This window comes from Rhizobium moroccans (genome assembly GCF_057559155.1).
The window spans coordinates 13,956-35,477 of the sequence record NZ_JBHFJG010000029.1 but is presented as its reverse complement, the minus strand read 5'-3'; the positions used below and the strand labels follow the sequence as shown (position 1 = coordinate 35,477).

The following is a 21,522-nucleotide window of genomic DNA, read 5'->3' as shown; positions in this document are numbered from 1 at the left end:
CATTTCCGTGAATATGGAGGAACACCGCCTTACCCTCCCCCTTGAGGGGGGAGGTCATCGCGAAGCGACGGGGAGGGGCAAATCCGGAAACGCCCGCATCAGCGCCTCCAACCCGTCCCGTCCGAGAGCCCCGCCCTGCGGCCGCATTCCACCCGTCATGGCGGAAAGCTCCAACGGCGTCAGCGCCCAGAAATCCCTGGAGGAAAGCCGCAGCAGGCAGAAGCCGGCGTGCATCGCCGCCTTCCAGGGAAAGGGCTCCGCTCGCTTTTCGTTGGTCGCAGGTGCATACGGAAAACCGCCTGGCACTTTTCCTGCAACAGCTTCTCCGCCTGCTGCGGCTCTCAAGGGTTTTGCGTCACCCCCTCCTCCGAACCACCAAAGGTCGCCGCCAGAAGATCGCCGACGATCCGCGCATAGCCGGCAATCCCGCCCTCCATGCTCATCGCGGCCACCTCGTCGTCGGAGAAGAGGTTGCCGCCGCCGCGAAGGCCGGCGCCGATCACCCGTATCATGTCCGCCGCCTTCAACCGCCCGGTAGAGAACCGTTCGGCAAGCCCGTTCAGATCGCCGGCTGCGAACGCAGTCTCCAGTTCCGCCAGCGCTCCCAGCGTCAGACAGAGGATGCGGCGCTCGCCGTCGATCACCGCCTCCACCTCGCCGCGCCTGCGGTTCGCGCGTCCGCCCATCCTCGATGTCATCGGATCGCTCCGAAAGTCAGCGCGCCGGCCGATTCCAGCGCCAGCTCGAACTGCATCTCGCCATTGTGGTCGCCGGAATATTCGAGCGCCGTCACCTGAAAGAGCCCGCTCACCGTCCCAAAATCCGGGATCACCACCTGCCAGTTCAGAATGCTCGCCGCGAAGAAGGCTGTCCGCACCAGTCCGTCGCTCGCCTGGTCCTTGAAGATGCCGGCTCCGGTCAGCGAGGCGCGCTGCACGCCCGCCCCGCCCAAGAGCTCTCGCCATCGGCCGGCGCTTTCGGCGTCCGTCACGTCCACCGTCTCGGCATTGAAGGCGAGCCGCCTGGAACGCAGCCCCGCCACGGTCACGTAACTTCCACCATCGTCCATCTTCAGAAGCAGGTCCTTGCCCTTCTGAGCCACCATCTTCTCGTCCTCTCCAAAATGAAAAAGGCGCCGCCGGGCGCCTGTCATGGAAATGTCGCTTTCGCCGGAATGCGCCGCCTGCTACTGCAAGGCGGCACGCCCCTCCTCTATTGCCCGTCGCCATGGCCTCTCTTCCCATCCGCTCCATCCAGACCGTCGCGGTGCTGGCCGTCACGCAGCTCGCCGGCTGGGGCACGAGCTTCGAAGTGCTCGGCGTAATGGGGCGCGTCATCGCGCCGGAACTCGGCTTAGCGAACGAAATCATCTTCGCCGGCCTCACCATCATGATGATCGTCAGCGCGCTTGCCGGGCCTTTGACCGGCCGTCTGCTCGAGCGTCACGGCGCGGCCCGCGTCCTTGCCGCCGGTGCCCTGGCGTTCGCACTGGGCCTTGCGATGCTGGCGGCCGCAAACGGCCTGCTGATCTATATTCTCGCCTGGATCGTCATCGGCATCGGCGGCGCATTCGGGCTGTCCGCTCCGGCCTATACCGCGGTGGTCGAACGCGAGGGACCGAACGCCAAGCGCACGATCGCCATCCTCATGCTCTTCACCGGCCTCTCGGTCACCATCTTCTGGCCGCTCTTGAGCCTGCTCAACGAGCTGATCGGCTGGCGCTTCACCTTTGCCGCCTGCGCAGCCATTCAACTGTTCGTATGCCTGCCGCTCTATCTCTTCGCCTTGCCGAAGCCGATCGCGCGCCAGGAACAAGGTGCGAGCGCCGATCTCGCGCCCGTGGAACTCTCGGCCGCCGAACGTAGGAAAGCCTTCCTGCTCGTCGCGGCCACCACCACCATCGCCTCCTTCGTCACCTTCGGCCTCGCGCCCTCTCTCCTCGAACTGCTCCGCCAGTCAGGCGCAACGCCCGAATTCGCGCTGCAGCTCGCCGCGGCGCGCGGCGTCATCGGCATATCGGCGCGCGGCGTCGACATGCTGCTCGGCCGGCGCGGCAATCCGCTGCTGACCTCGATCGCCGGCACCGGCATGATACTGCTCGGCTTCACCTGCCTTCTGGGCCTGCCGCCTTCGACCGCCAGCCTCTGCGCCTTCATACTCTTCTACGGCTTTGGTTCCGGCGTGCTCGCCGTCGCCCGTGCGCTTCTGCCGCTCGCACTCTTTTCGCCTCGGGAATACGGGCTGCAGGCAGCCCGCCTCTCGCTGCCGCAAAATCTCGCCAATGCGGCGGCCCCCGTGGTCTTCACGGCCCTCCTCGACCGCGCCGGCTATCAGGTGGCCATCGTCTTCGCGATAGCGCTAGCGCTCGTCGCCCTTGCGGCAATCATGATGCTGATCGGCCTGGTGCGGAAGGCACATACAAAAGCCTCATGACGCCGGTTCCGTCACCGCGCGGAAGCGGACTTCAGCGCAAAACAGCTTCGACTTAGACTCACGCCGTATGCGCAGATCCCGGTGCCTCAGACTAACGAGAACCGCACCATCGAGCCGCAATGCCGCATCGTCGAGCAGCGCACGCACCCGTCCGGCGATCTCCACCGCCTCCTTGCGGCCCTCTGCGCCGGACCAGATCTCCAGCGTCAGCAGATGTTCCTCCGCCTCTTCCGTGGAGGTCGAATAGTTCCTCGTCTCCATCTCCCCGAAGACGATGCAGGGCATGTGGGCGCGCGCAAGCCAGCGGTCGCGAATACCATCCCGCCCCACGAGGCCGGTAAGCACCGCATCGCCGGATAACCTCGCATGGATTGCCGCGAGCAGCGCATTCGCAGCCGTCATCGGCCGTCCTCCTCGCACTGGCAGACGAGATAACGCCGCGTCTCGTCCGGATCGCGCACGAGCTTCACCACGAAGGTCCGCGCACCTTTGCGGAACCGCATCCCGGCCTGCACGTCCTCGCGAAAGCGGACCCAGATGCGGTGGCTCACCGTGCCGGTCTCCGCCACCGCCTCCTCCCTCACCACATGCGAAACCGGCTCGATGCGCGCCCACATGGAAGCGAGCACTTCCCAGCCTGTCACCGCGCCGCCCTGGCCATCCGGCGCCGCACTCGGCGCCTCCAGGTCCAGCCGCGCGGTCATCTGCCCCGGATCGAAGAAGACGATCGCCATGGTCAGAGCCTCCGCATCCGGAACGGCCCGATCAGACGCTCATATCCATCCGGAATGCCGGCCGGCTGCTGGTCGGGCGAGATCGCCCCCCGGAACGCGAACATGTGGCCGATATGGATCGACATCGCCCGCTTCAGCGTGTCGGGCACGTCCGCGCCCGCCTCTCCGAAGCCGGCGGAAAAATCGATCTCGATGCCGTTCGCCGCGTGTCCGAGTTCAAGCCTCTCACGTAGCCAGAGCCGTGCCGGGCGGCCCACGCCGTCCAGAAGGTGATCTTCAAGCGGAACTTCAGAAGCAGTGCCGTCCGCGTCATAAACCGTAATCTTCTGAATCTCTTGCACCGGCGATTTCAGAATTCGAATCACGCCGTCGCGGGGCCAGCGATCGAGATAGAGCCGCCAGCCCTGCGCAATCAGGCAAAGCCCGGTCTCGCGCTCCAGGTGCTGACGCGCCGTTCGGATCAGCGACAGAATAAGCGCATCCTCCTCGCCGCTGTCGAGGCGCAAATGCGCCTTCACCTCGGCAAGCGTCAGCGGCTCCGCGGTGGGCGGATGGATCAGGGCGTAGGTCATGAGGGTCCTTCGGAAGCGAATAGCGAATAGGAATTGGCGAATAGATGGAGAGCCGACGAAACAGGGCAGCCAATGGCCGCCCTCTATTCGCTATTCGCGACTCCCTATTCGCTTTTGCGAGCATCAATTCGCCGCGAACTTCACCAGCTTGATCGCCTCGAAATTCTGCACCCCGCCGCCCACGCGCTTGGTCGTGTAGAAGAGCACGTAGGGCTTGGCGGAATAGGGGTCGCGCAGGATGCGCACGCCCGCCCGGTCGACGACGAGATAGCCGGCGCGGAAGTCGCCGAAGGCGATCGAGAAGGCGTCCGCCCCCACATCCGGCATCTCCTCGGCTTCCGCGATCGGAAAGCCCATCAGCGAGGCCGGCTGGCCTGCCGCTGCCGGCGGGCGCCAGAGATAGTTGCCGTCGGCATCCTTGAACTTGCGGATGTCGGCTTGCGTCCTACGGTTCATCATGAAGGTGCCGTTCTGGCGATGCCCGGCCTTCAGCGAATAGACAGCGTCGATCAGCGTATCGGAAGGGCCGTTCGCCGCCCAGTCGCCCGCTCGTCCCGTCGCCACATAGCCGAGGCTGCCCCAGGCCCAGACCTCTTCGGCCACCGTGGGATAGGAGAGAAAGCCGCGCGGCTTGTTCACGCCGTCACCGCGGATGAAGGCATCGCCCTCCTGCTCGGCGAAGACGATGTCCACCTCGCCGGCGATCCAGGCCTCGATGTCAACCGCCGCATCGTCCAGCAGGCTCTGGGTCGCCGCCGGCATGGCATAGAGTTCCATGGTCGGGAAGGAGAGTTCGGAAAGCTGCGGCGTGGCGGTCTGCGGGCGCGCGGCCGTTTCCGCCACCCAGCCGGTGGCAAGACCCGTCGCGGCAAACGGCTTCTTCAGCACGGCGGCGGAAACGGTCCTGACGGTCGAGAGCGCCCGCATCGGAGAGACCGCCGAGATCCGGCGGCCGATCTCGGTATCGGTTTCCGGCGGCACCAGATAGCCGCCGTCGGCGCCTGCGCCGGAAGAAAAAGCCTTGGCTTCCAGCTCGCGCAGGCCCGCTTCCTCGCCGCGCCTCACATAGGCGTCGAAGGCAGCCTTGTGCTCGGTCGCTTCCGGCGAAAACTCTCCGCCGCCACGCCCAAGCGGCGGGCGCGCCTTCTTCAGCGCGAGCTGGTCGAGCACTCTCTTCTGCTCGTCCATGGCGCGGTTGATGCGATCCATCTTGTCGCGCGTCACCACGTCGGCCGTCAGCTTCGTCTCGATCTCGTCCAGTCGGCGGTCGTTCGTGTCCTTGAACGTCTCGAAGGCTTCCATGAAATCGTCGAAGGCCGCCGTCACCGTTTCCGGCACCGCCTTCACCTCCGGCGCAATCTTCACCTGTTCCGTCATATCGTCTTTCCCTTGAAGCTGGAGTTCAACATGAGTTTCGCCGCCCGGCGCACCTGGCGGACGAGCTCGGTTTCCTTGTCCCGGAAGAACCGCGCATGCTTGACGTTGGAGACCCTGGCCGAAGGCAGCATCGGAAAGGTCACCACCGAGATTTCCCATAGATCGGCTTCCAGAATGCGCCGAACACCGGTCTTGGCATCGGCCCGCGCCTTGACGGTGCGAAAGCCGATCGAAAGCCCGTCGAGCGCTCCGCTCTTCATCAGCGCGTGCACCTCGCGGGCACGGGCGACGCCTGGCGAGAGCACCCCTTCGACATAGAGCCCGCGGGCATCCTCGCGGATCACCTTCCAGGCGCCGATCGGCTCGGCCGGATCGTGCTGGTAAAGCATCCGCACGCCCCTCGCGCCGCGCTCGACGAGCGAGTTCATGAAAGCACCGCGCTCGATCGTGTCCTTGCCGAGATCGACCTCGCCGAAGATGCTGGCATAGCCGGAAAAAGCCCCGTCGCCGGTCACGCCGGCAAGTTCGAGATTGGCGAATTTGCGCATGGCGGGACGCGGCCCGCGGTAAGCGTGCATGGGTTTCTCCTGTTATGAGATTTTCGCCACCCCTCCCGGCCTGCCGGCCACCCTCCCCACAAGGGGGAGGGAGATATGCCGCACTGCCTGGCTTCCCGATTGAGGGCCGGTGGAGGAATCAATGGTCATTTTGGAACGAGGTCCGGCCGCTTGTTTCCCTCCCCCTTGTGGGGAGGGTGGCCGGCAGGCCGGGAGGGGCAATACAAGAGGCAGTTAGTTACCTCCGCGTTCCCCCATACCTCTCCGCCACTCGGGCAAGCGCGCCGAGCACCCACCAGGCCGAAAGGCTTGCCGCCGCCGCTCCCGTCAGCATCACCTCCGTGCCGGAAAGAGCGTCTGCGATGCCGAGCTGCTCGATGAGCCACAGTCCCGTCGGACCGCCGAAGATCAGCCCGCAGCTCATGCCCGTCATGAAGCGGCTCGCCGCCTCGCGACGGCTCTTGGGCAGGAGATAGATCAGCGAAATACCGGCTCCCGCCGTCGCACCCACGGCCTTCGCGGCCCACACGCCCGGTTCGTTGCCAAGGTCAGCCATCGTTAATCTCTTGTTGAGGTGAAGCACATAGATCGGCGGGCACGCACGCCGCCGCAAAGCATCGGTTGAAGTCGCCGGATGCCATTTCCGCAAATCTTGCGAATCCCTTAGCGGGTTTTGTTCGGACTTTGAGTCCGGAAGTTCAGAAGTTGATTCAACGGCGCGCCAGCAAGGCCGAAGCCGCGTTCATTCGAAGACGTCGTCTTCGTCCTTCTCAAGATCGGCAGGTCCCTGGCGGGCGTGCATGATGGAAACAATCAGTATCCGGTCAGCCTGGAGGATATAATCCAGATGATAGGGCGCCGATACGAAGCGGCGAATTCCTTCGGCTGGCGCAACCGCGGTTCCGACGCGAGGGTGATCGCCGATAAGCTGAATAGCTCTCCTGACCTGTTCCGAAAAGGCTACGGATGCACGTCGGCTGAACTGAGCGAGATACGCCCTTTCTCTCTCGACATAGCGTATGGCTTCTTCCGAGAGAAACACCTTCATCAGGCGGCATCCTCACGATTGAGGCGATCGAGCTCAGCTAGAAACTCGTCGGCGTCCACGGTTCGACCGGCCGCGACATCTTCCAGGCCGCGCCGGATGCTCAGCACCTCACTCCCCTCCGCCATCAGGTAATATTTCAGCGCGCGGACGATCACCCAGCTCCGGCTGCGATCCGCCGTCTCGGCGATCTTCTCGATGTCTTCCAGGATGTCGAGCGGCAGGCGAAGCGTGATCGGATCGGAAAGAACGGGCTTGGTCATGGCAGCCTCCATTTGTAATACGGCGTATTACAACATACACCATATCCACCCCGACTAATACCCCACCGCTTCCCGCTTCTCCTCATCCGTCAGGAATGCCGCCGTCCCCACCCGCGCCCAGAGCGCATCGCGTTCGGCGGAGAGCCCGGCCACCTTGTCGAGGTCCGGCTCCAGCCGCAGCCGCTCGCCAAAGGCCTGCGAAAGCCAGGCGGAGAAGCTTGCGGCGGTGCGGGAGATCAGCGGCAGCACGGTCAAGCGGTAGAAGGCGCGGTTCGCCTCCTGATAATTGGCATAGGTATTGTCGCCCGGAATGCCGATCAGCATCGGCGGCACGCCCAAGCCCAGCGCTATGTCACGCGCGGCGGCGTTCTTCGCCTCGATGAAGTCCATGTCCTTCGGCGAAAGCCCCATGGATTTCCAGTCGAGTCCGCCTTCGAGCAGCAGCGGCCGGCCGGCATTCACCGCGCCGGAATAGCCGGCCTCCAGCTCGTCCTTCAGCCGTTGATACTGGTCGGGCGAGAGATTGCCGCCATCCTTCGGCTGGTAGACGAGCGCACCGGAAGGCCTGGCCGAATTGTCGAGCAGCGCCTTGTTCCAGCTTGCCGCCGCATTGTGAAGATCGAGTGCTGCACCCGCGGCCGCAAGCGGCGGAAAGCCCGAATGATCGTCGAGCGGATGAAAGAGCTTGAGATGCAGCAGCGCCAGGCCCTGTCCCCCCTCGGTTGCCTCCGCCGGCAGCCGGCGCGTCACCCCGCCGGCAGCCGGCGCGTCACCCCGCCGGCGCGATAATCGTAGGCGACCACCCAGCCGTCGCGGCCCTCCACCAAGCTCACTCGGTCGGGGCGAAGCAGGTGCAGTTCGCGTAGCTCCCCGCCGAGCGCCAGCGGCTCGACATAGGCATTGCCGGAAAGCATCAGGTGCCCGTAGAGCGCCTCGAAGAAATCCGGTCCGCTCTGCCGGCCGTTCGGCCGCGCGAGCAGTCCGAGAGCGGGGTGCTCGGCAAGCTCGGTCGCGCCGTCATAGGCAAGCCAGGGTACCGCCGCCGCGGCCTCGGCGATCATCCGCACGGCCCGATGCGCGACCGGGTTCTTCATGAACCCGCCGCGCGAAAGCGCCGCATAGGAGCGGCCGGACCAGTGCGCCGCGCCCTCGCCGGCAACGATCGCGAAACCGCCCGCCATCTTCGCCTCGATATGCTTTTCAGCAGGCACGCGCCGTCGTTCCGCCGTGGAGGCCCACGGCAGCCGGAATGGAGATTTCATCGGAAAATCCTTGTTGAAGCGAATAGGGAGTAGCGAATGGCGAATAGTTATGAGTAACGAGACAAAAGGCAGACAGTCCTCGCCTTCTATTTACTATTTACTACTCACTATTCGCTATTCGCTATTCGCTATTCGCTATTCGCCAATAACCATCAAACCGGCCGTTTCGCCGCCTTGTCCGCATCATAATCCGCCGCGATCCGCATTTCCCGGAGCGGGCGAACCCGCTCGATGGATTTCTGGTAAAGTGGATGCGCCTTGTAGGCGGCAAGCGCTGCCTCGTCGTCGAACTCGCCATAGACCACGAAATCCACCACGTTGCCGAGCTGGTCGGTCTTCGCATTGCTGCCGATCTCCAGGAGCCGCGCATGCGGTATCTCGGTCAGCAGCGACAGGCCGGCAAGCACCGCGTCGCGGTCCTCCCGGCTCCGGGCGGTGAAGAAGACGATATGGCGGATCATGTCTCACTCCGGTCTCATGCAACGCCACGCGGCTATCACATATCCGCCCGGCCTCAAACCCCGGCAAGCGCCCTGCAAAACGCCTTTCCATGCCCGGCCACCAGTTCTGCCCGGTCCGTGCCGTTGATGATGCGCCGCGCGCCCAGCCAGTCGGACCGGCCGGGCCCGAAATAATTGCCAAGCTTCAGGCCTGTGAATGAGCCCGCCCGCATGCCCTCGATCAGGATCGTCACCGAAATCTCCAACTCCATGGCGCGGGCCGGATCGGCCACCAGGTCCACGCCGGTCAGCTTCGACATGGCCTCGTAGTTCCGCCGGTGGGTGAGCTGCACGAGCCCCCGTCCGAGCCAGCTTTTCCCTTCCGCATCCGGCCACCAATAGGGCGTCCTCACAGAACGCAGCCGGCCGCTCGCATAGGCCTTTTCCAGCCTGGCGATCGCTGCGGCATCGGTCCTCGCCAGCGTCTCGCGCACCGGCTGCATGGTGCCGGCGGTCTCGTGAAAGGCCGTCGCCAGCACATAGGCAAGCGCTTGCCGGTCACCCTCCGGAGCCCGTTTTTCCCAGCCGTCGAGAATCGCGCTCACCCCCTCCACCTGCTTTGCCCGCAGCCTGCCGCCGAAGATTTCGGCCCGCGCACAATCGAAGAAATAGCGCCGGTCGACACCCATGCCGCCCTCCCTGTCAAACGTTTCTGAGGAAATCCGAAAGTTTCAATCGGTTTAGAAAAACTAAATCGTTTTAAGCCGTTAGGCGGGTGATTTACTTTTGCGAAACCCTGTGGAACCAAGAGGAAGGAAGCAACGTTAGATGGCTCGCTGAAAGGAGATCATGATGATGCACCAATCTGCCCCAGTCGCTGTCGATAACGCCCCGGCCAAGCAGCCCATCCCACAGCATGTGCTGGATCGCCTCGAATCCGAATGGCAGCAGATGCGCGAAAACGCGCCCGCACCATCCGTTCAAATCCCCTTGAAACGCCCTTAAGCGAGACGAGCCAGGGCGTCAGATCCCGCGCACGCGCGGCTCGCCCTGCCCTTCGAACATCAGCGCCGTCAGCGCCCAGACCAGCGCGTCCAGCCGGTCGGGCGAACGGCCTGAGGAGAGCCCGTCGGGTCCGAAGTCGCACATCTGGTCCTCCAGTTCGGCGAACCTTCCGGCATGGGCCACCCGCCCCTGTTCGTAGAGTGCGGCCACCGGCTCGGCGCGCAGGAATTTGCCGCGCGTCGCCCGCACCATGGTCACGGGCAGGTTCGCATCCACGCTTTTCAACATGGCCGCCACCATCTCGCCGCCCTGGTTGACCTCCGCCACCACCCGGTCGGCCCGGAAACGCTCGTAGGCTCTCGCCACCGCATGCGCCCAGCCGGCGGGGCTTTTCCCTTCCACCGAGCAGTCCGCCAGCACCACGCCGCGTCCGCCCGCCTCGATCCCGGCCACCACGATGCCGCAGCAGGAACTTGCTCCCGCGCCCGAGGGCGGGTCGACCGCCACGACGATGCGCCGCAGCGCTCCGGTGAAGCGGATCACACAGGTTTCGAGGTCGTCGCGCTTCCAGAGCGCGTCTTCACGGTCCTCGATCAGCTCACCGTCGAGTTCCTGTCTTCCCAGTCGTGTGCCTCCATAACGCCCTTCGAGCGCCTGGATGAAGCCCGGCGCCAGGTTGCCGGAATTTTCCCTGGTCGATATCCTCACGAGCCGCGTTCCCGGCTCGGCGATCAGCCGCTTCAGCACCGGCACGGGCCGCGGCGTCGTCGTCACGAGCTGGCGCGGATCGGCCCCGAGCCGCAGACCGAACTGCAGCATGTCGAAAGTCTCTTCCGGATATTTCCACTTGGCGAGCTCGTCGCACCAGGCAAAGTGGAATTGAGGTCCGCGCAGGCTCTCCGGATCTTCCGAGGAGAATATCTGCGCCACGGCCCCGTTCGGCCAGACGAGCCTTCGCCGCGAGATCTCGAATTCCGGCCGCTTGCCCCGCGCAATGCGGCAAATGCCGGAAACGCCGTCGATCATCACCTCGCGGGCATCGCCCAGCGTCTCGGCCACCAGCGCGATCCTCAGGTTCGAACGCTCGGAGGCGCAAGCCAGCGCATGCACCCATTCCGCGCCCGCCCGCGTCTTGCCCGAACCCCGCCCGCCCATAACGAGCCAGGTGCGCCAATCGCCTTCGGGGGGCTTTTGTTCGGAACGGCCATTGAAATCCCAGTCCCGGTCGAGGCCGAAAATGAAGTCGGCGTAGGGATCGGAACACTCCGGAGCCAACATATCTCCGTCATTCCTGTGCTTGTCACAGGAATCCAGCCAGCCCAAGTCTTTGGGCTGAAAAGACTCTTCCGCGCCGCCGCCGCGGCGCTGCTGGATCCCTGTGACAAGCACAGGGATGACGGGAAGTGACCCTGCGGCGCTCTCATCAACAAAGGTCGGCACCTGCCCATCGGCCATCGCGACACCGTCTGTTATCCGCTCGCCAAGCGCGCTACCTTGCCTCACGGCCTCCAGGCTTTCCTCACGCACGGCCGCGATTGTCCGTACGCCTTGATTCAGCCGCTTCGAAAGCAACAATGCCTTGCCCGCCGTCCGCTCCTGCGCCCGCCGCAATGTCCGCTGGCTCGGCGGCGCAGCGCCCAACCCTCTCGATAACTGAGGTCGGTGGACCATCCCGTTTCCATGCTTCGTAAAGGCGGAAAGCGTTTTCATTGGCACGGTCCTCGATAAGCTTCATGAAGCGGGCCTTGGCCTCCTCATAACCGCCCTCCTCCGCCTGCCGCTCGGCCTCCGCTTCCCGGTCGCGGGCAAGCTGGCGCTGCAGGGCGTCCACCTTTTCGAGCGTGCGCACGATCAGCGACATGGCGTCGGTCGCGGCCTTCACGTCGGCGCGGGCGAGCTTTTGCGCCGCCTCGTCGCCGCCGTCGAGAAGCGCCTCGGCGGTCGCGCGCAGCTTGCGGAAGGTCGAAAACTGCGCGCGCATCTCCACGGTCATCTCGTTGAGCAGCCGCCGCAGTTCCTCGGCCTCGGAACGGGTCCCTTCGGCCGATTTGGTTTCCAGCAGCACGCCGCGCACCCTTTTGGCGAGGTCCAAATCCTCCATGCGCACGGCCTCGTCATAGCGCGGCCGTTCCGCCCAGAGCCCGAAAAGCGCCGGTTCGAAAGTCTCGAATTCATTCATGGCCGATATCCAAAAGGCACGCGAAACCGCGCCGGCGGCCTTAAACCACCACCGACGAAACGCTGCCGAAATCCTGGAAAAAAGAAAGCCCGGTCTGCTTGAGCCGGGCCAATTGACTGGAAGCCTTGCGACCGTCTGCCTCTCAAGGCTACCCGCCGGTCGCAATTCTTCGACGATAACCAAAACCTACCAAACTACCGTCACGCCGTCAAGGACTATTTTCCTATCCACGCGATTTTTATCGCCGACCGGCCTTCAACCCCGCAGCCTTCCGGAGGTCGTCATTCATCTGGCTTTGCCAGCCCTTTCCCTTGGCCTTGTAATGTTCGACGATATCGGGATCGAGGCGGATCGTGACAGGTGTCTTGGTCGTTTCGAGCGGCGGCCGACCACGCGAACGCAGGATGCTGCCATAAAGTTCGGGAAAGACCTCGCGAAACGGTTTGCCACCCTCGGCGATCTCTTCGTCGCTTATCTCGCAATCCTCCGGATCTTGGGCAATCTGCCGCTGGATTTCAGCCTCCTCGGCATCTGAAATTTCTGGAATCCGTTTCCTGCTCATAACGCTTGCCTTTCCTTTCGGCTGGCCCGTCGCATGGAAACGATCGAGATCGCCTCCATTCCAAGCGGTCTGAAGATAACCGCAATGATCATCCCGTTCAGGAAGCCGATGGCCTTGTAGCGGCCATCCCTTGCCGGAAAGACCACCGCCGAGGCAAAGAACTCCATGTCGACGTCTTCAAAATCGAGGCCTCTGCTCTCGAGGTTCCTCAAACGCTTCGGCGGATCATAAACGATCTTCACGCCAATCTAACCCCCGCATCCCCCAGATTTCAATAAATATCGTACGTACAATAATAATGCAATCTAAAGTTTATTTCCTGTTCAGGAAGGAACATCTTCCAAATCCCGGGGTTACGTCGCCAATCGATCGTGGGCCAACCGATCGTGGAAAGGGCAGACCATGGAGACCGGCGCAAGTCATTCCCTCCCCAGCATACCCGTCACGCTCACCGTCAACGGCGAGCGCCACCGGTTCGAGCTTCACCCCTGGGTCACGCTTCTCGATCTTCTGCGCGGACCCCTGCAGCTCACCGGCACCAAGAAGGGCTGCGATCAGGGCCAGTGCGGCGCCTGCACGGTTCTCATCGATGGCGAGAGGATCAATTCCTGTCTCAAGCTCGCCGTCAGCGTCGACGGCGCCGAGATCACCACCGTCGAAGGGCTCGGCACGCCGGAAAACATGCACCCGCTGCAGAAGGCCTTCCTGGAGCACGATGCCTATCAGTGCGGCTATTGCACGCCGGGGCAGATCTGTTCCGCCGCCGGCCTGCTTGCCGAAGGTCATGCCCATTCCCGCGCCGATATCCGCGAGCTGATGAGCGGCAATCTCTGTCGCTGCGGCGCCTATACCAATATCGCCGACGCCGTCGAGGAGGTCATGGGCAACCAGGCGGTTCTCCGGGAGGCGGCGGAATGAGGCCCTTCGATTATACCCGCGCCGAAACCGTCCGCGAGGCCGTTGCCGCACTTGTCGCCAATCCCGAGGCGCAATTGCTTGCCGGCGGCACCAATCTCGTGGACCTGATGAAATACGAGGTGGCGCACCCCGCCGCCATCATCGATATCAACCACCTGCCGCTCAGGCAGATTGAGGAGCTTGCGGACGGCAGCCTGCGCATCGGCGCGCTCGTCAGCAATGCCGCCGTCGCCTACGACTCTCGTGTGAAGGAACGCTATCCGCTGCTTGCTAGTGCCATTCTCGCCGGTGCCTCGCCGCAGCTCCGCAACGCCGCCACCACCGGCGGCAACCTGCTCCAGCGCACGCGCTGCTATTATTTCTACGATCCGTCGAGCCCCTGCAACAAGCGCGAGCCGGGCTCCGGCTGCTCGGCGATCGGCGGCGTCAACCGCATCCATGCCATTCTCGGCGCCAGCGACAAATGCATCGCCGTCCACCCATCCGATATGTGTGTGGCGCTGGCGGCGCTCGCCGCAACCGTCGAGGTCGAGGGGCCGGAAGGCCGCCGCTATATCCCGTTTGCCGAATTCCACCGGCTGCCCGGCGATCATCCGGAGCGCGACAACACGCTGGCTCCGGGAGAAATGGTTCTCGCCGTCCGGCTGGAGGGCAATCACTTCGTCCCCCATCACAGCTACCTGAAACTGCGCGACCGGCTTTCCTTTGCCTTCGCGCTGGTCTCGGTCGCCGCGGCCATGGATATTGCCGATGGCGAGATCGTCGATCTGCGCGTGGCGCTCGGCGGCGTGGCCCACATGCCCTGGCGCGACAGTCTGGCGGAGGCCGAATTCGCCGGCGCACCGCCGACGGAAGAGACCTTCCGCAAGGTCGCGGTGCGGCTTCTGGCCGGCGCGAAGGGCCAGGGCGGCAATGATTTCAAGATCCCGCTCGCCCATCGGGCAATCGTGCGGGCGCTCTCCCAGGCGGCCGCCGGCACGCCGCAGGACCAGACCGTCAAAGCCTTCCAATAGAGAAATTCGCCATGCTCAATCATTCGCGGATCGTCGGCTTTCCTTTCTCCCGCATCGAGGGGCCGCTGAAAGTCACCGGCCAGGCGCACTATGCCGCCGAGCATCACGCGCCGGGCCTGCTGCACGGCTTCGTCGCGGTCTCCACCGTTGCCGCCGGCAGCATCGCGGAGATCGACACGGCCGAGGCCGAGCGCTTTCCCGGCGTGGTGAAGGTCTATACCCATGAAAGCCGGCCCCAAACGGCGGAAAGCGACGACAAGTGGAAGGACACAGCCGCCGTGCCCGGCCACCCGTTCCGGCCGCTCGAAAACGGACGCATCCTTTACGACGGCCAACCGGTGGCGCTGGTGATCGCCGAGGGTTTCGAGGCCGCGCGAGATGCCGCCTCCCTCATCCGCATCCGCTACATCGCGGACGAGCCCCATACCGATATCCTCCGCGAAAGGCGGCAGAGCTATGTTCCGGCCGAGCCGCGCGGCGAGAGCATGGTTCCGCCCCCTCCCCGCGGCGAGCCGGAACAGGCCTTCGCGGCCGCGCCATGCACGGTCTCCGCCGAATACGTGCTGGAAGGAGAGCACCATAATCCGATGGAGCTTTTCGGCACGACGGTGCTCTTCGAAAACGGCGGCCTCACCATCCATGACAAGACGCAGGGGCCGCAGAACACCCAGGCCTATGTCTGCAATGTCTTCGGCCTCGATCCTGAAAAGGTGAAGGTCAGGAACGATTTCGTCGGCGGAGCCTTCGGCGCGGGCCTGCGCCCCAAGCACCAGCTTTTCCTCGCCGTCATGGCGAGTCTCGATCTCCAGCGTCCGGTCAAGGTGGAGCTTTCCCGCCGCGAGATGTTCTATCTCACCTGGCGTCCGGCCACCGTCCAGCGGGTCTCGCTCGCCGCCGATCGCGACGGCCGCCTGCAATCGGTCATGCACCATGCCGTGCAGGCCACTTCGCGCTACGAGGACTATCAGGAGAATGTCGTCAACTGGTCCGGGCTCGCCTATCGATGCGACAATGTCAGACTTTCATACGAACTCGCCAAGCTGGATGTCTCCACGCCGGGCGACATGCGCGCGCCGGGTGCCGCCACCGGCGTCACGGCACTCGAAACGGCCATGGACGAACTCGCCTACGAGGTCGGCATCGACCCGCTGGAACTGAGGCGCCGCAACTTCGCCGACCACGACCAGAACCAGGGCAAGCAGTTCACCTCCAAGGCGCTCGACGCCTGCTATCGGGAAGGCGCCGCCCGTTTTGGCTGGGATCGGCGCTCCTTCTCGCCCCGCTCGATGCGCGAAGGCCACGATCTCGTCGGCTGGGGCATGGCGGGCGGCGTCTGGGAAGCGTCGATCGCGCCGGCGGAAGCCCGGGTGCGCCTCTCAGTCGATGGCGCGGTCACCGTCTCGGCGGCCGCCTCCGATATCGGCACCGGCACCTATACCATCCTCGGTCAGATCGCTGCCGAGACCTTCGGCGTCCCCCTCGGCCGGGTCAAGGTGGAGATCGGGGATTCCACCCTGCCGAAGACCGGCGTCGAGGGCGGTTCGCGCACCGCCGCCTCCTCCGGCTCGGCCGTCCAGGTCGCCTCGAAAGCGGCCGTCAAAACGCTGCTTGCCCACGCGAAGGGGATGCCGAACTCACCGCTTGCCCGCGCATCGGAGGAAGACGTCTCCATCAGCGAAGGCCGGCTCGTGCTCGAACGCAACCACCAGATCGGCCTTTCGATCGGCGATATCATGGACGCCGCCGGCGTCTCCTTCATCGAGGAGCACGGCAAGATCGAGCCGGACGAGGCGCAGATGAAGAAGTTCATCAGCTACACCCATTCGGCCGTTTTCGTGGAAGTGAAGGTGGATGAGGATCTCTGCATCCCCCGCGTCACCCGCGTCGTCAGCGCGATCGCCGGCGGGCGCATCCTCAATCCCAAGACAGCCCGCAGCCAGATTCTCGGCGGCGTCGTCATGGGCATCGGCATGGCGCTTCACGAGGAAGGCATGATCGACCACCGCACCGGCCGGATCATGAACCACAATCTCGCAGAATATCATATGCCCGCCCATGCGGATATCGAGGATATTGAGGTCGTTTTCGTGGAGGAAGAGGACGACAAGGTGAGCCCGATCGGCGCCAAGGGGCTCGGCGAGATCGGCATCGTCGGCGTCGCCGCCGCCGTCTCAAACGCCATCTTCCACGCCACCGGCAAGCGCATCCGGCATCTTCCCATTACGGTTGATAGAATTCTGGGAGCGTGAGGCGGGGCTGGGCAGGCGGATGAGGGGCAGCAACACTGCGTAGCCGATCTACGTCCCGCAGAACGTCTTCATCACTCGCTCCTCGGGCTTCGGCGGCACGGTGAAATCGGCAAACTCGGCGATATCCTCATAGGGCCGTTCCAGCGCCGCCAGCAGGCGTTCGAAAGGCTGCATGTCGCCGGCGGTCGCGGCAACGATCGCCTCCTCGATCCGGTGATTGCGGGGAATGACGGCCGGGTTGACCGTCCGCATCGCAGCGGCTCGCACCTCATCGGACTGCGGCTCTTTCGCCAGCCGTTCCCGCCATGTCGCCAGCCATTCGCGCGCCTTTTCCGGTTCGGAAAAGCCGGAAAGAAAGGCCTCGTCCGATCCTTCCGCCGCATCGCAAAGCCGCCGGAAGGCCAGCGTGAAATCCGCCTGCCCCTCGTGCATGGCGCCGAGCAGCGCCTGCACCAGATCGCCATCGCCCTCCTCTTGCCGGAAGAGCCCGATCTTGGCGCGGAACACCTCGAGCCAGCGCGCCTGAAAATGCTCGCCGAACTCCTTCAGCACGGCATTCGCCTCGTCCACCGCCTTATCCTGATCCTCGTCGAGCAGCGGCAGCAGGCATTCGGCCAGCCGCGCGATGTTCCACTGGGCGATCCCCGGCTGGTTGCGATAGGCATAGCGGCCCATGTGGTCGATGGAGGAGAAAACCTTCATCGGATCGTATTCGTCGAGGAGGGCGCAAGGTCCGAAATCGATCGTCTCGCCGGAAATCGTCATGTTGTCGGTGTTCATCACCCCATGGACGAAGCCGATGCCGAGCCAGCGCGCCACGAGATCGGCCTGCGCCAGCGCCACGGCGCGTAGCAGCGCCAGATAGGGCTTTTCCGTGCCTTCAAGCTCGGGATAGTGCCGCCCGATCACGTAATCCGCCAAGAGCCGGATCGCCTCATTGTCGCCGCGCGCGGCGAAGAACTGAAACGTGCCGATCCGGACATGGCTCGCCGCGACCCGCACGAAAATTGCGCCCGGCTCCACCCGCTCGCGATAGACCGGCTCGCCGGTCGCGACCGCGGCAAGAGCCCGCGTGGCGCGGATGCCGAGCGCATGCATGGCTTCCGAAACGATATATTCCCGAAGCACCGGCCCGAGCGCGGCCCGCCCGTCACCCCTTCGGGAAAAGGGCGTCGGCCCCGAGCCCTTGAGCTGGATGTCGCGGCGCCGGCCGCTCGCGTCCACCACCTCGCCGAGCAGGATCGCCCGCCCATCGCCGAGCTGCGGCACGAAGCTGCCGAACTGGTGGCCGGCGTAGGCCATGGCGATCGGTGCGGCCCCTTGCGGTACGACATTGCCGGCCAGCATGGCAGCCAGCCGCTTCGGGTCAGTCAGGTCCGCTTCGATCTTCAGTTCCGCCGCCAGCGCCTCGTTGAATTTCAAGAGGACAGGGCCTTCCACCGGCTCGGGATAGACCGAGGCGTAGAACCTGTCCGGCAGGCGGGCGTAGGAATTGTCGAACTGGAACAAGCAGAACTCCCTTGGGGGCCGGTATCGGCCGCTCCCTTCAATATGGGAACAGCCGATTCTCCGAACAAGGAAAAAGCGGATTGGTTGCGCCCGACTTTACTCCGCCTTCAACCTCACCCCGAAGCCGAGCAGGAAGGTCACGAGCGCACCGGCCGCGGCAACGCCGTAGAGCCAGGCGGCCGGGCCGCTTGCCTCACCCGCCGCGAGCTTTTCCACCAGACCCGTTGCCGAGGCGATCATGCCGGCAAGGCCGGCGCCCACCGCATAGCCCGCGGTGGAGATGGTCGGCAAAAGCGCGCTGGTGAGGTCCCGCTCGGCGAGCGTCGCCGCCTCCATGGCCGCCTGGTTCACATTCGCCCAGGCGGTGCCGAAGCCGGTGCCGATCGCCATCTGCCCGAAGATCAGCAGCCAGATCGAACCCTCGCTGAGCGAAATCGCGATGGCGATGAAGCCGACAAACTGGAAGAGCGGGCCGCTCCGCAGCCAGAAATGCCGTCGCGGCAGGCTCTTCGCCCAGCTCGCCACCACGGCGACCACGCTCCAGGTCAGCGCCATCAGCACGACGATGTAACCTACCGCCGCCGGGCCGTAACCCCAGGTTTCCGCCGCCATCGGCGCCAGGTAGACGCTGCCGACCGAATGGGCGGCCGACATCAGGAACAGGACCCAGAACCCATGGCCGAGCACCGAGCGGAGGCGGAAGGCGCCTTCGGGGAAGAGCTTTTTCCCCACCCGGCCGTCGAGCCTCAGCGTCAGCATGAAGAGCCCGGCGCCGGCCGAAAGCGTGGCAACCTGCATCTCCGCCCGCTCCATGACGGCCGAAAGCGACAATACGAGCGCGGCGGCAAGGCAGAGGCCGATAGAGACCGGCTGGAAGTGGGTGGCCGCGGCCTCGGTGGTGCGCGGCTTTGCGGCCAGCACGAAGACCGGCAGCAGGAGAAGCAGCGGTGCGCTCGCAAGGAAGGAGATGCGCCAGGAGAAGGCCTCGGTCAGCCATCCGCCGGCCACCGGGCCAGCAAGCGCCGTCACTGCCCAGACCACCGCCTCCACCGCGAACACCTTGGCGATCAGCGCGGAAGGGAAATTGGCCGGGATGAGGCTGTAGCAGATCGCCACGATCAGCCCGTCGGCGATGCCCTGCAGCAATCGCCCGGCGAGAATCCAGGAGAAGGTGGGAGCGGCGAGCGCCATCAGCCCGCCGGCGGCGAAGACGAAGCTGGAAAAGAGAAGAGCGGCCCGCGTGCCGAAGCGGTCGCGGAAGGAAGCGGCGCCCGTGCCGCCCGCGATGGAGCCGATGAAATAGAGGCTGTAGGCCCAGCTGAAGGCGCTCATGCCGCCGAGTTCGGCGGCGGCGAGAGGCATGGCCGCGACGATCGCGAACTGGTTGAAGGCATGCAGGCCGATGCCCGCCGAGATCAGGCCCAGCATGAGCCCATGGTTGCCGGCAAACAGCGCCGACCATTCCGTATTTCTTGTGTTTGACACGCAAATCCCCGTGGTTTTCAAGTCGGCGGGGAAGCTACAACCTCAAGTCCAGTTGAGGTCAATGGCGACCACCAAAATTATATATGTGCCATTTCATGGGCTTATCTGGGGGCGCTCAAGGGTGCGGTTTCTACCTGGCGTGATATTTTAGCTACAGCTTTTTAAGAGAATTGCCCTACCATCCTTTGCACCACTCAACGGAGGGAAGAATCATGAAGGCAATTTTCATCCTCGCAGCGTCGGCCGCCATGACCGCGTCTTCCGTAGTTTATGCGGCTGACGCTGTCGAACAGATCCCCGAGGCTCCCGTAGCCGTGGAGACGCCCGTCTTCACCTGGGCCGGCCCCTATATCGGTTTGCATGGCGGCCATGGCTGGGGTGACGGCGATATCGAAATCCTCGGCGACGAATCCTTCGACGGTTGGCGCATGGGCGGCTTCGTCGGCTATAACTGGCAGATGTCCAGCGGCTTCGTCGTCGGTATCGAAGGCGACGTGAACTACGACTGGAACGACCACGACTATGGCGGCGGCCTCGAGGCCAAGTCCGGCTTCTCCGGTTCGGTACGCGGCCGCGTCGGCTATGCCTTCGACCGGGCCCTGCTCTATGCGGCAGGCGGCTGGACGGCCACCAACGTCAAGCTGGAAGGCCCCGGCTTCGACGAAGACGACACGCTGCACGGCTGGACGCTCGGCGCGGGCCTCGATTATGCCTTCACCGACAATGTCTTCGGACGCCTCGAATATCGCTACAACGACTTCGGCAGCGGCGATCTCGGTGGCCTCGACGCCGACTTCAACCAGCATGTCATCAACGTCGGCATCGGCGTGAAGTTCTAAAAACAGAGAAATTCGGAGGCGCCTCGCGCGCCTCCCCCAAAAGGGTGATGTTTAATCCTCGGGATATGCCATCATCCTCATGCCTAAAACAGAACTGCCGGGGGCTCGGACGGGAAAAACGGCCGGGCCCCCACTTTTTCTGAGGGCGTACTGCGTCATCGGCCGGAAGGCCCGCGCCCTGGCGGACCAGCGCGGCTTTTCCGGCCCCTGACGTTGCCGGCAGCGAGCCGGATTTGCCCGCGCACGCGCCCCATTTTTTCGCGCCGGCATGTGTCGGTTTCCCCAAACTTCAAACGTCCTTCGTTCGTGAACGTCCCCGAGCGCCTCGCAATGCGCTCCGGATTTTTTGGCCCATGTCGTCATTGGCGACATACCAGCGGTACTAAGGAGGACCCCGATGGCGCACGTTGTTTCAACTCTCTGGTTCGAGAAGGAAGTGACCGAGGCGGTCGAATTCTACATCTCGATCATTCCGAATTCCCGGATCATCCGCAAAACCACCATGCCCACCGAAACGCCGAGCGGCCCGCCCGGCAGCGTCATCATCGTCGAGCTTTCGCTTGGCGGGCAGAATTTTTCCGCCTTCGAAGCCCGCCGCCCGGAAGCCTTCAATTATTCCTTCTCAATCGCCGTCCAATGCGAGAGCCAGGCGGAAATCGACCGCATCTGGAACGCGTTCCTCGAAAACGGCGGCTCGCCCCAGCAATGCGGCTGGCTCAAGGATCGCTGGGGCCTTTCCTGGCAGATCGCTCCGCGCAGCCTCGGCGATATGGTCGCCAACCCCGATCGGGAAGCGGCGAAGCGGGCGACGGAAGCCATGCTCCAGATGGTGAAGCTCGACATCGCAGAGCTGGAGCGGGCGTTCAGGGGCTAGGCAGGCGCTCGGCACCCGCCGTCAATAGAGCCACATGCTTGCCAGGATCGCGCAGGCAAGGGCCAGATTGAGCCCGATATAGAACGCCAGATCGTGATGGTGGTTCGGAACACGTTGCATGTTCATCTCCTCCTGGAAGAAGAACATGCTGAGCACCTCAAGAGTTCCGAATACTGGAGCAGGAGCCGTTGCTTACCCCCCTCTGC

25 protein-coding genes and 1 pseudogene are annotated in these 21,522 nt (G+C 64.3%); 6 read left to right on the top strand and 20 right to left on the bottom strand.

Going from position 1 to position 21,522, the window contains the following annotated elements; genetic code table 11:
- Positions 1 to 54: 54 nt before the first annotated feature.
- The 3 genes from ACE04I_RS16060 to ACE04I_RS16050 are packed head-to-tail and all read right to left on the bottom strand — an operon-like array spanning position 55 to position 1,105.
- On the bottom strand, positions 55 to 306 hold the full coding sequence (locus tag ACE04I_RS16060) for a rcc01693 family protein (RefSeq protein ID WP_280950069.1): 252 nt from the start codon (positions 304 to 306) through the stop codon (positions 55 to 57).
- Positions 307 to 341: 35 nt separating this feature from the next.
- The gene (locus tag ACE04I_RS16055) at positions 342 to 698 is read right to left on the bottom strand and encodes a gene transfer agent family protein (protein ID WP_046795696.1); all 357 of its coding nucleotides are present in this window, start codon (positions 696 to 698) and stop codon (positions 342 to 344) included.
- Positions 695 to 1,105: a phage major tail protein, TP901-1 family gene (locus ACE04I_RS16050; RefSeq protein WP_046796036.1), complete on the bottom strand. Its 411-nt coding sequence runs from the start codon at positions 1,103 to 1,105 to the stop codon at positions 695 to 697. Before ACE04I_RS16050 ends, ACE04I_RS16055 begins: the two co-directional genes overlap by 4 nt.
- Before the next feature lie 122 nt (positions 1,106 to 1,227).
- On the opposite strand from ACE04I_RS16050, the gene ACE04I_RS16045 reads away from it, so the two are divergent.
- The gene (locus tag ACE04I_RS16045; RefSeq protein WP_046795697.1) at positions 1,228 to 2,433 is read left to right on the top strand and encodes an MFS transporter; all 1,206 of its coding nucleotides are present in this window, start codon (positions 1,228 to 1,230) and stop codon (positions 2,431 to 2,433) included.
- Here the strand turns inward: ACE04I_RS16045 and ACE04I_RS16040 are convergent.
- The 15 genes and pseudogenes from ACE04I_RS16040 to ACE04I_RS15970 all read right to left on the bottom strand — a co-directional run bounded on the left by ACE04I_RS16040 (position 2,428) and on the right by ACE04I_RS15970 (position 12,671).
- On the bottom strand, positions 2,428 to 2,835 hold the full coding sequence (locus ACE04I_RS16040) for a DUF3168 domain-containing protein (RefSeq protein ID WP_487207279.1): 408 nt from the start codon (positions 2,833 to 2,835) through the stop codon (positions 2,428 to 2,430). The genes ACE04I_RS16045 and ACE04I_RS16040 overlap by 6 nt on opposite strands.
- Positions 2,832 to 3,167, bottom strand: coding sequence for a phage head closure protein (locus ACE04I_RS16035; RefSeq protein ID WP_046795699.1), 336 nt, complete (start codon positions 3,165 to 3,167; stop codon positions 2,832 to 2,834). Before ACE04I_RS16035 ends, ACE04I_RS16040 begins: the two co-directional genes overlap by 4 nt.
- A gap of 2 nt (positions 3,168 to 3,169) precedes the next feature.
- Complete coding sequence (locus ACE04I_RS16030; protein WP_046795700.1) at positions 3,170 to 3,739, bottom strand: head-tail connector protein; 570 nt, start codon at positions 3,737 to 3,739, stop codon at positions 3,170 to 3,172.
- Between the two features lie 123 nt (positions 3,740 to 3,862).
- The gene (locus ACE04I_RS16025) at positions 3,863 to 5,116 is read right to left on the bottom strand and encodes a phage major capsid protein (RefSeq protein ID WP_046795701.1); all 1,254 of its coding nucleotides are present in this window, start codon (positions 5,114 to 5,116) and stop codon (positions 3,863 to 3,865) included.
- Complete coding sequence (locus ACE04I_RS16020; RefSeq protein WP_046795702.1) at positions 5,113 to 5,694, bottom strand: HK97 family phage prohead protease; 582 nt, start codon at positions 5,692 to 5,694, stop codon at positions 5,113 to 5,115. Before ACE04I_RS16020 ends, ACE04I_RS16025 begins: the two co-directional genes overlap by 4 nt.
- A gap of 217 nt (positions 5,695 to 5,911) precedes the next feature.
- The gene (locus ACE04I_RS16015; RefSeq protein WP_046795703.1) at positions 5,912 to 6,229 is read right to left on the bottom strand and encodes a DUF6107 family protein; all 318 of its coding nucleotides are present in this window, start codon (positions 6,227 to 6,229) and stop codon (positions 5,912 to 5,914) included.
- Between the two features lie 186 nt (positions 6,230 to 6,415).
- Positions 6,416 to 6,721, bottom strand: a complete 306-nt coding sequence (locus ACE04I_RS16010; protein WP_046795704.1) for a type II toxin-antitoxin system RelE/ParE family toxin — start codon at positions 6,719 to 6,721, stop codon at positions 6,416 to 6,418.
- Positions 6,721 to 6,981, bottom strand: a complete 261-nt coding sequence (locus tag ACE04I_RS16005; protein ID WP_046795705.1) for a CopG family ribbon-helix-helix protein — start codon at positions 6,979 to 6,981, stop codon at positions 6,721 to 6,723. The genes ACE04I_RS16010 and ACE04I_RS16005 overlap by 1 nt, the downstream gene beginning before the upstream one ends.
- A 54-nt stretch (positions 6,982 to 7,035) precedes the next feature.
- Positions 7,036 to 8,243 (bottom strand): annotated as a pseudogene (locus ACE04I_RS16000) (phage portal protein).
- A 152-nt stretch (positions 8,244 to 8,395) separates the two neighbouring features.
- Entirely contained in the window at positions 8,396 to 8,704 is a 309-nt protein-coding gene (locus ACE04I_RS15995) for a Dabb family protein (RefSeq protein ID WP_046795707.1), read from the bottom strand.
- A gap of 53 nt (positions 8,705 to 8,757) precedes the next feature.
- Entirely contained in the window at positions 8,758 to 9,372 is a 615-nt protein-coding gene (locus ACE04I_RS15990; protein WP_046795708.1) for a glycoside hydrolase family 19 protein, read from the bottom strand.
- Between the two features lie 334 nt (positions 9,373 to 9,706).
- Positions 9,707 to 10,966, bottom strand: a complete 1,260-nt coding sequence (locus ACE04I_RS15985; protein ID WP_046796037.1) for a DNA-packaging protein — start codon at positions 10,964 to 10,966, stop codon at positions 9,707 to 9,709.
- 241 nt (positions 10,967 to 11,207) lie between these two features.
- The gene (locus ACE04I_RS15980; protein ID WP_245282127.1) at positions 11,208 to 11,867 is read right to left on the bottom strand and encodes a hypothetical protein; all 660 of its coding nucleotides are present in this window, start codon (positions 11,865 to 11,867) and stop codon (positions 11,208 to 11,210) included.
- Positions 11,868 to 12,105: 238 nt separating this feature from the next.
- A complete protein-coding gene (locus tag ACE04I_RS15975; RefSeq protein ID WP_046795709.1) occupies positions 12,106 to 12,429 on the bottom strand; it encodes a BrnA antitoxin family protein in 324 nt (107 codons plus the stop codon).
- The gene (locus ACE04I_RS15970) at positions 12,426 to 12,671 is read right to left on the bottom strand and encodes a BrnT family toxin (protein ID WP_046795710.1); all 246 of its coding nucleotides are present in this window, start codon (positions 12,669 to 12,671) and stop codon (positions 12,426 to 12,428) included. The genes ACE04I_RS15975 and ACE04I_RS15970 overlap by 4 nt, the downstream gene beginning before the upstream one ends.
- 160 nt (positions 12,672 to 12,831) lie before the next feature.
- Between ACE04I_RS15970 and ACE04I_RS15965 the strand changes: the two genes are divergently transcribed.
- From ACE04I_RS15965 to ACE04I_RS15955, 3 genes are read left to right on the top strand one after another with little or no spacing between them, the layout of a single operon-like run.
- Positions 12,832 to 13,347 carry a (2Fe-2S)-binding protein gene (locus tag ACE04I_RS15965; protein WP_046795711.1) on the top strand — a complete coding sequence of 172 codons (516 nt, stop codon included), beginning with the start codon at positions 12,832 to 12,834 and terminating at the stop codon, positions 13,345 to 13,347.
- Positions 13,344 to 14,360, top strand: a complete 1,017-nt coding sequence (locus ACE04I_RS15960; protein ID WP_046795712.1) for an FAD binding domain-containing protein — start codon at positions 13,344 to 13,346, stop codon at positions 14,358 to 14,360. The genes ACE04I_RS15965 and ACE04I_RS15960 overlap by 4 nt, the downstream gene beginning before the upstream one ends.
- A gap of 11 nt (positions 14,361 to 14,371) precedes the next feature.
- The gene (locus ACE04I_RS15955) at positions 14,372 to 16,609 is read left to right on the top strand and encodes a xanthine dehydrogenase family protein molybdopterin-binding subunit (protein ID WP_487207278.1); all 2,238 of its coding nucleotides are present in this window, start codon (positions 14,372 to 14,374) and stop codon (positions 16,607 to 16,609) included.
- Between the two features lie 48 nt (positions 16,610 to 16,657).
- Here ACE04I_RS15955 and ACE04I_RS15950 read toward each other — a convergent pair whose 3' ends face one another.
- Positions 16,658 to 18,118 carry a protein adenylyltransferase SelO gene (locus ACE04I_RS15950; RefSeq protein ID WP_487207277.1) on the bottom strand — a complete coding sequence of 487 codons (1,461 nt, stop codon included), beginning with the start codon at positions 18,116 to 18,118 and terminating at the stop codon, positions 16,658 to 16,660.
- Between the two features lie 96 nt (positions 18,119 to 18,214).
- Positions 18,215 to 19,603 carry an MFS transporter gene (locus tag ACE04I_RS15945; protein WP_052760456.1) on the bottom strand — a complete coding sequence of 463 codons (1,389 nt, stop codon included), beginning with the start codon at positions 19,601 to 19,603 and terminating at the stop codon, positions 18,215 to 18,217.
- Positions 19,604 to 19,815: 212 nt separating this feature from the next.
- Between ACE04I_RS15945 and ACE04I_RS15940 the strand changes: the two genes are divergently transcribed.
- The gene (locus tag ACE04I_RS15940; protein ID WP_046795715.1) at positions 19,816 to 20,442 is read left to right on the top strand and encodes an outer membrane protein; all 627 of its coding nucleotides are present in this window, start codon (positions 19,816 to 19,818) and stop codon (positions 20,440 to 20,442) included.
- Positions 20,443 to 20,839: 397 nt separating this feature from the next.
- Entirely contained in the window at positions 20,840 to 21,316 is a 477-nt protein-coding gene (locus tag ACE04I_RS15935; protein WP_046795716.1) for a VOC family protein, read from the top strand.
- Positions 21,317 to 21,522 lie beyond the last annotated feature (206 nt).

What these genes read in the sequence shown, in the direction of transcription:
- ACE04I_RS16055 (WP_046795696.1), bottom strand. Translation starts at nt 698, where the DNA reads ATGACATCGAGGATGGGCGGACGCGCGAACCGCAGGCGCGGCGAGGTG.
- ACE04I_RS16050 (WP_046796036.1), bottom strand. Translation starts at nt 1,105, where the DNA reads ATGGTGGCTCAGAAGGGCAAGGACCTGCTTCTGAAGATGGACGATGGT.
- ACE04I_RS16045 (WP_046795697.1), top strand. Translation starts at nt 1,228, where the DNA reads ATGGCCTCTCTTCCCATCCGCTCCATCCAGACCGTCGCGGTGCTGGCC.
- ACE04I_RS16040 (WP_487207279.1), bottom strand. Translation starts at nt 2,835, where the DNA reads ATGACGGCTGCGAATGCGCTGCTCGCGGCAATCCATGCGAGGTTATCC.
- ACE04I_RS16035 (WP_046795699.1), bottom strand. Translation starts at nt 3,167, where the DNA reads ATGGCGATCGTCTTCTTCGATCCGGGGCAGATGACCGCGCGGCTGGAC.
- ACE04I_RS16030 (WP_046795700.1), bottom strand. Translation starts at nt 3,739, where the DNA reads ATGACCTACGCCCTGATCCATCCGCCCACCGCGGAGCCGCTGACGCTT.
- ACE04I_RS16025 (WP_046795701.1), bottom strand. Translation starts at nt 5,116, where the DNA reads ATGACGGAACAGGTGAAGATTGCGCCGGAGGTGAAGGCGGTGCCGGAA.
- ACE04I_RS16020 (WP_046795702.1), bottom strand. Translation starts at nt 5,694, where the DNA reads ATGCACGCTTACCGCGGGCCGCGTCCCGCCATGCGCAAATTCGCCAAT.
- ACE04I_RS16015 (WP_046795703.1), bottom strand. Translation starts at nt 6,229, where the DNA reads ATGGCTGACCTTGGCAACGAACCGGGCGTGTGGGCCGCGAAGGCCGTG.
- ACE04I_RS16010 (WP_046795704.1), bottom strand. Translation starts at nt 6,721, where the DNA reads ATGAAGGTGTTTCTCTCGGAAGAAGCCATACGCTATGTCGAGAGAGAA.
- ACE04I_RS16005 (WP_046795705.1), bottom strand. Translation starts at nt 6,981, where the DNA reads ATGACCAAGCCCGTTCTTTCCGATCCGATCACGCTTCGCCTGCCGCTC.
- ACE04I_RS15995 (WP_046795707.1), bottom strand. Translation starts at nt 8,704, where the DNA reads ATGATCCGCCATATCGTCTTCTTCACCGCCCGGAGCCGGGAGGACCGC.
- ACE04I_RS15990 (WP_046795708.1), bottom strand. Translation starts at nt 9,372, where the DNA reads ATGGGTGTCGACCGGCGCTATTTCTTCGATTGTGCGCGGGCCGAAATC.
- ACE04I_RS15985 (WP_046796037.1), bottom strand. Translation starts at nt 10,966, where the DNA reads ATGTTGGCTCCGGAGTGTTCCGATCCCTACGCCGACTTCATTTTCGGC.
- ACE04I_RS15980 (WP_245282127.1), bottom strand. Translation starts at nt 11,867, where the DNA reads ATGAATGAATTCGAGACTTTCGAACCGGCGCTTTTCGGGCTCTGGGCG.
- ACE04I_RS15975 (WP_046795709.1), bottom strand. Translation starts at nt 12,429, where the DNA reads ATGAGCAGGAAACGGATTCCAGAAATTTCAGATGCCGAGGAGGCTGAA.
- ACE04I_RS15965 (WP_046795711.1), top strand. Translation starts at nt 12,832, where the DNA reads ATGGAGACCGGCGCAAGTCATTCCCTCCCCAGCATACCCGTCACGCTC.
- ACE04I_RS15960 (WP_046795712.1), top strand. Translation starts at nt 13,344, where the DNA reads ATGAGGCCCTTCGATTATACCCGCGCCGAAACCGTCCGCGAGGCCGTT.
- ACE04I_RS15955 (WP_487207278.1), top strand. Translation starts at nt 14,372, where the DNA reads ATGCTCAATCATTCGCGGATCGTCGGCTTTCCTTTCTCCCGCATCGAG.
- ACE04I_RS15940 (WP_046795715.1), top strand. Translation starts at nt 19,816, where the DNA reads ATGAAGGCAATTTTCATCCTCGCAGCGTCGGCCGCCATGACCGCGTCT.
- ACE04I_RS15935 (WP_046795716.1), top strand. Translation starts at nt 20,840, where the DNA reads ATGGCGCACGTTGTTTCAACTCTCTGGTTCGAGAAGGAAGTGACCGAG.